Source organism: Stenotrophomonas nitritireducens, assembly GCF_001431425.1.
Classification (GTDB): domain Bacteria; phylum Pseudomonadota; class Gammaproteobacteria; order Xanthomonadales; family Xanthomonadaceae; genus Stenotrophomonas; species Stenotrophomonas nitritireducens.
Window position 1 is genome coordinate 1 of the sequence record NZ_LDJG01000041.1, and the last position, 10,656, is coordinate 10,656.

At 69.5% G+C, this 10,656-nt stretch carries 9 protein-coding genes and 1 pseudogene; all 10 read left to right on the forward strand.

Features of this window, described 5'->3' with window-relative positions; all coding sequences use genetic code 11:
* Positions 1-825 (forward strand): chemotaxis protein CheA (locus ABB22_RS17135; RefSeq protein ID WP_211264521.1); only part of this gene is annotated, 825 nt, incomplete at its 5' end.
* A 212-nt stretch (positions 826-1,037) separates the two neighbouring features.
* The gene (locus ABB22_RS17140; RefSeq protein ID WP_055768949.1) at positions 1,038-1,778 is read left to right on the forward strand and encodes a flagellar motor protein; all 741 of its coding nucleotides are present in this window, start codon (positions 1,038-1,040) and stop codon (positions 1,776-1,778) included.
* A 3-nt stretch (positions 1,779-1,781) separates the two neighbouring features.
* On the forward strand, positions 1,782-2,735 hold the full coding sequence (gene motD, locus ABB22_RS17145; protein WP_055768946.1) for a flagellar motor protein MotD: 954 nt from the start codon (positions 1,782-1,784) through the stop codon (positions 2,733-2,735).
* Positions 2,735-3,517 carry a ParA family protein gene (locus ABB22_RS17150; protein ID WP_055768941.1) on the forward strand — a complete coding sequence of 261 codons (783 nt, stop codon included), beginning with the start codon at positions 2,735-2,737 and terminating at the stop codon, positions 3,515-3,517. The genes motD and ABB22_RS17150 overlap by 1 nt, the downstream gene beginning before the upstream one ends.
* A gap of 98 nt (positions 3,518-3,615) precedes the next feature.
* Positions 3,616-4,359, forward strand: a pseudogene (locus tag ABB22_RS17955) (chemotaxis protein CheW); the annotation flags it as partial.
* Between the two features lie 205 nt (positions 4,360-4,564).
* Complete coding sequence (locus ABB22_RS17160) at positions 4,565-4,873, forward strand: STAS domain-containing protein (RefSeq protein ID WP_055768938.1); 309 nt, start codon at positions 4,565-4,567, stop codon at positions 4,871-4,873.
* Positions 4,870-5,235 (forward strand): response regulator, encoded by a 366-nt coding sequence (locus ABB22_RS17165; RefSeq protein WP_055768934.1) that lies wholly within the window; start codon positions 4,870-4,872, stop codon positions 5,233-5,235. Before ABB22_RS17160 ends, ABB22_RS17165 begins: the two co-directional genes overlap by 4 nt.
* A gap of 44 nt (positions 5,236-5,279) precedes the next feature.
* Positions 5,280-7,268 (forward strand): chemotaxis protein CheA, encoded by a 1,989-nt coding sequence (locus ABB22_RS17170; protein WP_055768931.1) that lies wholly within the window; start codon positions 5,280-5,282, stop codon positions 7,266-7,268.
* Between the two features lie 269 nt (positions 7,269-7,537).
* Complete coding sequence (locus tag ABB22_RS17175) at positions 7,538-8,698, forward strand: OprO/OprP family phosphate-selective porin (protein WP_055770266.1); 1,161 nt, start codon at positions 7,538-7,540, stop codon at positions 8,696-8,698.
* Between the two features lie 234 nt (positions 8,699-8,932).
* Positions 8,933-10,656: methyl-accepting chemotaxis protein (locus ABB22_RS17180; protein WP_057505428.1), on the forward strand; the 1,724-nt coding region annotated here is incomplete at its 3' end.

Consider the following 10,656-nt stretch of genomic DNA (forward strand, 5'->3'; position numbering starts at 1 on the left):
GCCGATCCGCTGGTGCACCTGGTGCGCAACGCCATCGACCATGGCGTGGAAATGCCCGACCTGCGCGAGGCGCAGGGCAAGCCGCGCATGGGCCGGGTGCGACTGTCGGCGCAGCAGGAAGGCGACTACGTCAGCATCGAGGTACAGGACGACGGCGCCGGCATCGACCCCGAGCGGCTGCGCGCCAAGGCCCGCGAGAAGGGCCTGCTGGACCCGGAGGCCGCCGCGCGCCTGAGCAGCGAGGAATGCCTGCACCTGGTGTTCCTGCCCGGCTTCTCGACCAAGCAGCAGGTCACCGACATCTCCGGCCGCGGCGTCGGCATGGACGTGGTGCAGTCGCGCATCCGCGAACTGAGCGGGCAGATCCAGATCCAGTCCGAACTCGGCCGCGGCAGCCGCTTCCTGATCCGCGTGCCGTTGACCCTGGCGATCCTGCCGACCCTGCTGGTGCAGGCCGGCGAGGACATCTACGCGCTGCCGCTGGCGCGCGTGATGGAGGTGCTGCACGCCCCCCGCACGTCGCTGGGCTGGTTCGACGGCCGCGCCGTGCTCGACCGCAAGTCGCACACGCTGGCGCTGGTGGACCTGCGCCAGTGGCTGGCGGTGGAACCGGCGCAGTCGGCCCTGCTCACCATCGTCGTGCTGCAGCTCGGCGAAGCCCGCTTCGGCCTGGTCGTGGACCAGGTGCGCGGCCGCGAGGAAGTGGTGATCAAGCCGCTGCCCAGGGCGCTGCGCGGACTGAAGGGCTATGCCGGCGCCACCTTGATCGGCGATGGCCGCATGGCGCTGATCCTGGACGTGGACGGCCTGCGCGGCCAGGAGTGATTCTTGCAAGCCCTCTCCCGCCGGGGTGAAAAGGGCAGTCTGCGAACCGCCGGTCCGCTGCTCCTCGCCCTTGCGCCCGCGCAGGACCCGGGGCGCAAAGCGGGTTTCCAGGCGCCTGCGGGCCGGTGGCTCGCAGGCAATGCGCCTTCTCCCGCGGAGGGAGAAGGAAACCACGCGTTCAAGTACCCCCCGCAATAGCCGATACCTGTTAAATGGATAGACTCAGCATCATCGGACTCTTCCTCGCACTGGCCTCGCTGGTGGGCGGGAGCATTCTCAAGGGCGCCGGCCTGGCTTCGCTGTGGTCGCCCGCTGCGTTCGTCATCGTCATCGTCGGCACCATCGCCTCGATCCTGCTGCATACCTCGCCGGCGATCTTCCGCCACGCCTTCAGGATCGTCCGCTGGGTGGTGCAACCGCCGGCCAGCGACCGCCAGGCGCTGATCCGGCAGATCGTGGACTGGAGCAACATCGCCCGCCGCCAGGGCCTGCTGGGCCTGGAACCGCAGGTGGAGATGCAGGACGACCCGTTCCTGCGCAAAGGCCTGCAGCTGGTCGTGGACGGCGTCGAGCCCGAGGCGATCCGGCACATGCTGGAAATCGAACTCAGCGGCCAGGAACACCGCGACCTGGCCGCGGCCAAGGTATTCGAGGGCATGGGCATCTATGCGCCGACCCTGGGCATCATCGGCGCGGTGCTGGGCCTGATCGCGGTGATGAAGAACCTGGCCGACCCGAGCAAGCTCGGCCACGGCATCGCCGCCGCGTTCACCGCCACCATCTACGGCATCGCCTCGGCCAACCTGCTGTTCCTGCCGGTCGCGGCCAAGCTCAAGAACGTGATCGCGTACAACAGCCGCGAGCGCGAGATGATCATCGAAGGGCTGATCGCCATCGCCCAGGGCGAGAACCCGCGCAACATCGAAACCAGCCTGGCCGGTTTCGTGGGTTGAACCATGGCCCGCCGCAAGTCCCACGAAGAACACGCCAACCATGAGGCATGGGCCATCCCCTATGCCGACCTGATGACGCTGCTGCTGGCGTTCTTCGTGGTGATGTACGCCATCTCCTCGCTCAACGAAGGCAAGTACCGGGTCATGGCCGATGCCCTGACCACCGCCTTCGGCGGCGCCCCGCGCACCATCACCCAGGTGCAGGTCGGCCACCAGCAGCTGCAGGGCGGCGGCAACGACAGCCCTGCGGTGATCCGCGCGCCGAGCATGACCGGCGGGGCGATGGCCGACCCGACCCGCTTGCCGTCGATGGCCTCGCAGATGACCCGGCCGGTATCGCTGCGCGACCGCGAGCAGCTGCAGCGCGCCGAGCGCCAGCTCGGGCAGATCGCCGAGAAGCTGACCCGGGCGCTGGCGCCGCTGGTCAGCCAGGGCGTGATCACCGTGCGCCGCACCGAGCTGTGGATCGAGGTCGAGATCAACAGCGACATCCTGTTTCCCACCGGCTCGGCGACGCTGGACGCCGGCGCGCGGCAGACCTTGGGCAAACTGGCCGACGTGCTGCAGGACGTCCCCAACGGGGTGCGCGTGGAAGGGCATACCGACAACATGCCGATCGCCACTGCGCAGTACCCGTCCAACTGGGAACTGTCGGCGGCCCGTGCCGCCAGCGTGGTGCACCTGTTCGCCGATCACGGCGTGCAGCCGCAGCGGCTGGCGATGATGGGCTACGGCGAATTCCGCCCGCGCGAGAGCAACGCGCAGATCGAAGGCCGCAACCGCAACCGGCGGGTGATGGTCATCATCCTGGCCGACTCGGCCGCCAGCGCCGATGCGCTGGCCGATGGCGCGGCCACGGTCGCCGCCGAACACACCAACCCCGATGCCGCCGGCGCCGACGCGCCCGCGCGCGCGTCCGGACCGGCGCTGCCGGCAGCAATTGAAGGAGTGCACTGATGCGTATCTGGGCCATTGCCAACCAGAAGGGCGGCGTCGGCAAGACCACCACCACGCTGGCATTGGGGCGCGGCCTGGCCGCCCTCGGCCACCGCGTGCTGCTGATCGACCTCGACCCGCATGCTTCGCTGACCCGCGCCTTCGGCGTGCCGCTGGACCCGCCGCCGCAGGGCGTGCTGGAACTGTTCGCCACCCCGCCGGGGGAAATCTCCGCCCTCGCCCGCGGCAGCGCCATTCCCGGGCTCGACTACCTGTGCGCGCAGGCCGCGCTGGCCACCCTGGAACGGCGCAGCGCCAACCAGCCGGGCCTGGGCCTGGCGCTGCAGCATGCGCTGGCCCAGCACGGGCAGCGCCACGACTACATCCTGCTCGACTGCGCGCCGACCCTGGGCCTGCTGATGATCAACGCGCTGGCCGCCGCCGACCGCCTGATCATCCCGACCCAGGCCGAGCCGCTGGCGCTGCATGGCCTGGAAGGCATGGTCCGGACCGGGCAGATGGTTGAGCGTTCGCGCGGCCGTCCGCTGCCGGTATCGATCGTGCCGACCCTGTTCGACCGCCGCACCCGCACCGGCAACGAAACCCTGCGGCAGATGCAGGACCGCCACGGCGAGCGCGTCTGGGAGGACGCCATTCCGATCGACACCCGCATCAGCACGCCGGCCACGCTCACCGCCGCCGCGCACGACGACAACTACCCCGGGCGCGGCCTGTCGGCCTATCGGCGGGCACTGGAATGGCTGCGCGCCGAGGACGCCGCGCAGCTGGAGCGCGCGGCATGAGCGGCGTGGACATGCTCGACGACTACCTGGGCGAACTGCTGCTCGACGCGATCCCGGCAGCCGCGGTGCCTGCCGTTGCCCCCGTTGCCCCCGTTGCCGCAGCGACGGCGCCACCGGCCAGTCCGGCCGTAGTGGAAGCCGCGCCCGCCCCGGCCCCGGCACCGGTTGCGGTGGCTGCCGCGGTCGTCGCGCCGGCCGCTCCCGTTCCTGCTTCAGCTCCGGCACGCGCCGTTGCGGCTGTGCCCGCAGCGACACAGCCGCGCCCCGTCGCCGACGCCGTGCCGGTGGTCGTGGAACCGGAACCGCCACGCCCTGCCGAGCCTGCGCCCGCCGTGCCGGCCGGCAACAACGTCTGGGCCGCGCTGCAGGCGCAGGCCCGCGCGCCGCAGCAACCCCAGCGCCGCGCCAGCGAACGCACCTCGCGCTGGCTGCGCCTGCGCTGCGGCGTGCAGGCCTATGCGCTGGAACTGCTCAAGGTGCAGGAAGTGGTGCTGCCGGTGCCGCTGCTGGGCCTGCGCGGCACTTCGGCGGCCATGCTCGGCATCATGAACCTGCGCGGCCAGGTGGTGCCGGTCATCGATCTCGGCCTGCACCTGGGATTCGCCGCGGTCGGCGAGGACAGCCTGACCCGCATCGTCGTGCTCGAGGAACGGGGCGAAGTCCTGGGCCTGCGGGTATCCGCAGTGGAGGACGTGGCCAACCTGACCGAGTCGCAGATCGAGCCGCCCGATACCGCCCGCATCTGCCAGATCTCCAACACCCTGTTCCGCGGCGTGGCCCGCATCGGCCAGCAGCCGATGATCCTGCTCGACGCCTCCGAACTGCTGCAGTGCGAACGCTGAAGGCCGGCCTGTGCGGGCGCGGGACAGGTCCGTACGGCGGCACACGTCCGGCATCCGCGCCGGTCCCGGCCCGTTTCCGGCACGCCTCGGCCTGCCCCGGCTATTCCGCGCACCCGTTCACATAATCGAACGCCGTTCTTCACGCCGCTAAAGAACCCCGTGCGGTTGCCGCTAACTGGTCCAGTACCGTCTCTCCGGAGCAACGATGAGCACTGTGGCACTGGCGCAGGACCTGGGCATCGAGTCCACCAGCGAGCTGAAGCAACACCTGGCCCCGCACCTGGGCCGGAACGGCGCGCTGCGCGTGGACGCCAGCCAGGTAGGCCGCGTGCATACCGCCGCCATCCAGGTGCTGTGCGCCTTCGTCCTGGCCCGCCGCCAGGCCGGCCACGCCACCGTCTTCGACGACGCTACCGATACCTTCCGCGACGCCGCGCGCCTGCTCGGCGTCCTCCAGACCCTCGGTCTGGACGCAACCCCTGACAAATCGAATTCTGTGGAGAACGTTGCATGAGCGCTCGAATCCTGGTGGTGGACGACTCGGCGTCGATGCGCCAGATGGTGGCCTTCGCCCTCACCTCGGCCGGCTTTTCCGTCGAGGAAGCCGAAGACGGCGCCATCGCCCTGGGCCGCGCCAAGGGCGCCAAGTTCAACGCCGTGGTCACCGACGTGAACATGCCCAACATGGATGGCATCTCGCTGATCCGCGAACTGCGCCAGCTGCCGGACTACAAGTTCACCCCGATGCTGATGCTCACCACCGAGTCGGCCGCCGACAAGAAATCCGAAGGCAAGGCCGCCGGCGCCACCGGCTGGCTGGTCAAGCCGTTCAATCCGGAACAGCTGGTCGCCACCGTCCAGAAAGTCCTGGGCTGATCGCCCCACCCCTCTGCCCCGAACCCTGACCGGATAGCGCGCCGATGAGCATGGACCTGCAACGTTTCCACGCCACTTTCTTCGAGGAAAGCCGCGAAGGGCTGGACGCCATGGAAGCCGGGCTGCTGGCCCTGGAGGACGGGCAGCAGGATCCGGAGATCATCAATTCGGTGTTCCGTGCCGCGCACTCGATCAAGGGCGGCGCCGGCACCTTCGGCTTCGAAGCGATCGCCGGCCTGACCCATGTGCTGGAAACGCTGCTGGACGAGCTGCGCGCCGGCAAGCGGGCGCTGGAGAGCGCTGCGGTCGATGCCATGCTGTCCTCGGTGGACGTGCTGCGCGCCCTGCTGCGCGAGGCCGAGCATGGCCAGGCGGCCGACCCCGCCGCCGTCGCCGCGGTGAAGGCGCGGCTGGAAGCGGTGCTGTCCGGCGAAGCCGCCGCGCCGGCCGCGGCGAAGCAGGAAGAAGCCGCCGCCGAGCCGGAAGGCTGGCAGATCGGCTTCGTGCCGGCGCCGTCGCTGTTCATGAGCGGCAACGATCCGCTGCGGATCATCCGCGAACTGGAAACCCTCGGCCCGCTGCAGGTCGACGCGCGCATGGAGCGCCTGCCCGGTTTCGAGCAGATGGACCCGCTGGAAGCCTATATCGCCTGGGACCTGGGCCTGACCGGCCGCATCCCGCGCAGCAAGATCGAAGACACCTTCGCCTGGGTGGTCGACGACTGCGAGCTGGACATCCAGCCGATCGTCGCGCCGCCGAGCCTGGCCGTGAGCGCGCCGACGCCGGTGCAGGAAGTGGCCGTCGAAGTGGCCGCCGCCGTGCGCCCCGCCGCCGCGTCCAATGCGCCGGCCGCCAGCCACGAGGCCGAAAGCTCGATCCGCGTCAGCGTCGACAAGGTCGACGCGCTGATCAACCTGGTCGGCGAACTGGTCATCACCCAGGCCATGCTCAAGCAGGTCTCCGGCGGCCTGGATCCGTCCCACGCCGAGCGCCTGCTGGCCGGCCTGGACCTGCTCGAACGCAATACCCGCGACCTGCAGGAAGCGGTGATCGGCGTGCGCATGCTGCCGGTGGATGCCGTGTTCCGCCGCTTCCCGCGGCTGGTGCGCGACCTGTCCTCGCGGCTGGGCAAGCAGGTTCGGCTGCGCACCATCGGCGAAGGCACCGAGCTGGACAAGGGCCTGATCGAGAAGATCGCCGATCCGCTGGTGCACCTGGTGCGCAACTCCATCGACCACGGCCTGGAAATGCCCGACGTGCGCAGGCAGGCCGGCAAGGACGAGATGGGCACCATCACCCTGGCCGCCTCGCACCAGGGCGGGCACATCGTCATCGAGGTCAGCGACGACGGCCGCGGCCTGAACCGCGACAAGATCCTGGCCAAGGCCCAGGAGCGCGGGCTGGCGATCCCGGACAACCCGACCGACACCCAGGTCTGGGACCTGATCTTCCAGCCGGGCTTTTCCACCGCCGACGCGGTCACCGACCTGTCCGGCCGCGGTGTCGGCATGGACGTGGTCCGCCGCAACATCCAGGCCCTGGGCGGCGAAGTGCAGCTGGAGAGCCAGACCGGCGCCGGCACCCGCGTGCTGATCCGGCTGCCGCTGACCCTGGCCATCCTCGACGGCATGACCGTGTCGGTCGCCGGCGAAACCCTGATCCTGCCGCTGGCCTACGTGCTGGAGGCGCTGCAGCCCAAGGCCGAGGACATCCGCACCATGGCCGGCGAAGGCCGCGTGCTGCGCGTGCGCGGCGAGTACCTGCCGATCCTGGCGCTGGGGCACTACTACGGTTACCGCCAGGAAACCCACGCCGATCCGCTGGTGGTGGTGGTCGAGGGCGACGGCCAGAAGATCGCGCTGGAAGTGGACGAGCTGCTCGGCCAGCAGCAGGTCGTGGTCAAGAACATCGAGAACAACTATCGGCGCATCGCCGGCGTTTCCGGCGCGACGATCCTGGGCGATGGCCGCGTCGCGCTGATCGTCGATGTCGGCGGGCTGGTCCGCTCGCTGCGCGTGCCGCAGGCGGCCTGAGCCGGCGCCTTCGCCCTGTGGGGTGAAGGCGCGCCGCATCTGGATGGCGCCGGACAGACGCATGCAGCCAAAGGCAGCACGGCGCGGTTGAAGGCGCCGGCAACGCGGCCGGCAGGCGGGCATCGCAGGGCTTCACCACGTTGCTGATCCATGTCCCGCCTGCACCGAGGGCGGCCCGATACACGCGCCTTCCCGCCCCGCAGGCGGAGGGCTGTGCCCTCCCCGGCCCATGCCATCGCATGGAGCCGCCTTCGTTCCGGGACACCTGCATGCGCCGCCTGGCCCCTCTCGCCCTGCTCACCCTTGCCGCGCCCGCCTTCGCCGGCCCGCAGGCCGGCGCATGGCCGCCGAAACTGACCTTCGACAACGGCACCGAAACCTCGCTCACCGGCAATTTCGCCTGGGACGTCAATCGCTTCGCCGCCGACGGCGGCGCGTTCGAAGATGACCAGGACTGGCGCCGCAAGGAATTCGGCGTCGCCATCAAGCGCAAGGGCCTGTACGACTTCAGCGCCTCCTATGACTTCCAGTCCGACACCTGGATGGACGTGGCCCTGCGCCTGGAAAGCAAGGGCCTGACCGGCTGCGACCTGGGCAGATGGCGCATCGGCCAGATGAAACTGCCGCTGGGTCTGGAGGGCAACACCGCCACCCGCAACGGCGCCTTCATGGAGAACGCGCTGCCTACGCAGGCGTTCTACGAAGGCCGCCGCATCGGCGTGGACTGGGCGCTGGAGCGGCCGCGCTGGCTGTTCAACGCCGGCGCCTATTCGCACGATCTGCAGGGCAACAACCGCGGCGACAGCCTGGCCGCGCGGCTGGCCTGGACACCGCGCAAGCAAGCCGCGCACGTGCTGCACCTCGGGGTCTCGGCCACCCGCGAGCATCCTGATGCCGAGACCAACGGCCTGGGCGTGGAGATCGCGCCAAGCGTGCGCTGGCGCGCCAAGCCGGAGGTGTCGCTGACGCCGCTGCGGCTGGTCGACTCCGGCACCCTGCGCGATGTCGCGCGCATCGAGCGCCGCGGCCTGGAAGCGTTGTGGATCGAGGGCCCCTGGTCGCTGCAGGGCGAGTACCTGCAGCAGACCACCCATCGCCATGGCCTGGCCGACTACCGGGGCGAAGGCTGGTACCTGGCGGGCAGCTGGCTGCTCACCGGCGAATCCCGCGCCTACAGCGGCGGCAACGTTGCCAACCCGAAGCCGGCCGGCAGGCGTGGCGCCGTCGAACTGCTGGCGCGCTACAGCCGCATCGACCTGGACGATGGCCTGATCCGCGGCGGCAACGAGCGCAACTGGACCCTCGGCGCCAACTGGTATCTCGGGCCGCACCTGAAATTCCAGGCCAACTACGTGCGGGCCGATGCCAACCGCGGTGCCCTGCATGCACGGCCTGAAGCACTGCAGCTGCGCGTCCAGTTCCATTTCTGAACGGAAACCCGGCACCGCCGCCAGCGCCGGGAAGACTGCATTCCGTGCGCCTGCTCACGGAATCCCGAGTCGCGGCTTGGGCGGCGTCAAGAAGCGGACGCCTGCGCCGATATCGCGGTAGTGCACCCCGATCGCGGGTGAGGGCTTCCCGTCGCAGCCCATTCCGGATTCATGACACTCCGCAGGAGCGCCGGGCCTGCATACCGTCGAAGTCCGCCCTTGGAGATGTCTGCGATGAAATGGTTCCAGAACCTGTCGATCACGCGGAAGCTGGTTCTCGCCTTCTGCATCACCTGCATGATCACCCTGCTGATGGGCGGGTTCTCGCTGTGGCGGATGATGCTCGCCAACACCCAGATCGAGCAGATCAACAGCAACTGGATGCCCGCCGTCCAGCAGCTGGGCGAGATGCGCGCGCAGCTTGGCGAATTCCGCACCTATGAACAGTCCCAGCTGAACTACCAGGGCAATGCCGAGCAGCTGGCCGATTACGACAAGCGCCTGGCCGACACGCGCGGCCTGATCGAAGCGGCCGAGAAGGCCTACGACGACATCGAGACCGACTACACCGCCGAAGAACTGGCGATGTACAACAAACTCAAGGAGCAGCGCTCGGCCTATTTCGAGGCCCACGAGCGCATCGCCGCGGCCATCGCCGCCGACGATTTCGATGGCGCGCGGCGCATCTCCTCGGACGAATCGCGCAAGCTGCGGCGGGTGTTGTTCGACCAGCTCAAGCTGATGTCGCAGTACAATCAGGAACAACTGGCCAAGGACGTGGCCGCCTCCCGGCTCGCCTACCAGCGCTCGCTGGTCGCGGTGATCGCCGGCATGGTGCTGTCGCTGGTGCTCGCCGCCCTGCTGGGCTGGGCCATCATCCGCGCGATCATGCTGCCGCTGGGCGAAGCCGTGCGCGTGGCCGACGACGTTTCCGCCGGCAAGCTCGACCGCCGCATCGACGCCTCGCGCCGCGACGAAGTCGGCAAGCTGCTGTCCTCCATGCAGCGCATGCAGGCGCAGCTGCAGGCGGTGATCGCCGCGCAGCAGGAGATGGAGCGCCAGCATGGCGCCGGCATCATCAGCTACCGCATGGACCAGGGCGCGTTCCCCGGCGATTACGGGGTGATGGTCGCCGGCACCAATGAACTGGTGGCCGGCCACATCAACGTGAAGATGCAGGTGATCGAGCTGGCGCAGCGCTATGCCGTGGGCGACCTCAGCCGCGACATGCCGCAGCTGCCGGGCGAGAAGGCCGAGATCACCGAGACCATGGCCACCATCAAGCGCAACCTCACTGCGATCAGCGCCGAGATCCGCCGCCTCAGCGGCGCCGCGGCCGCTGGCGACTTCAGCCAGCGCGGCGACGAGGAGCGCTTCCAGTACGACTTCCGGCAGATGGTGCACAACCTCAACACGATGATGGAGGTCACCGACGGCAGCCTGGCCGAGACCTCACGCCTGTTGCAGGCCATCGCCCGCGGCGACCTCACCGCGCGCATGCACGGCGATTTCCAGGGTGTGTTCGCACGGATGCGCGACGACGCCAACGCCACGGTGGCGCAGCTGACCTCCATCGTCGGCCACATCCAGCAGGCCGCCGGCAGCATCAACCTGGCCGCCTCGGAAATCGCCACCGGCAACAACGACCTGTCGCGCCGCACCGAACAGCAGGCCGCCAACCTGGAGGAAACCGCCGCCTCGATGGAGGAACTGACCTCCACCGTGCGCCAGAACGCCGAGCACGCCCGCCAGGCCAACCAGCTGGCGCAGGGTGCGGCCGGCGTCGCCTCACAGGGCGGACAGGTGGTCAGCCAGGTGGTCACCACCATGTCGGCCATCGAGGCCTCGTCGAAGAAGATCGCCGACATCATCAGCGTCATCGACGGTATCGCCTTCCAGACCAACATCCTGGCCTTGAACGCGGCGGTGGAAGCCGCTCGCGCCGGCGAGCAGGGCCG

Coding starts and splice junctions, on each gene's coding strand:
- ABB22_RS17140 (WP_055768949.1), top strand. CDS start 1,038: ATGGATAGACTCAGCATCATCGGACTCTTCCTCGCACTGGCCTCGCTG.
- motD (WP_055768946.1), top strand. CDS start 1,782: ATGGCCCGCCGCAAGTCCCACGAAGAACACGCCAACCATGAGGCATGG.
- ABB22_RS17150 (WP_055768941.1), top strand. CDS start 2,735: ATGCGTATCTGGGCCATTGCCAACCAGAAGGGCGGCGTCGGCAAGACC.
- ABB22_RS17160 (WP_055768938.1), top strand. CDS start 4,565: ATGAGCACTGTGGCACTGGCGCAGGACCTGGGCATCGAGTCCACCAGC.
- ABB22_RS17165 (WP_055768934.1), top strand. CDS start 4,870: ATGAGCGCTCGAATCCTGGTGGTGGACGACTCGGCGTCGATGCGCCAG.
- ABB22_RS17170 (WP_055768931.1), top strand. CDS start 5,280: ATGAGCATGGACCTGCAACGTTTCCACGCCACTTTCTTCGAGGAAAGC.
- ABB22_RS17175 (WP_055770266.1), top strand. CDS start 7,538: ATGCGCCGCCTGGCCCCTCTCGCCCTGCTCACCCTTGCCGCGCCCGCC.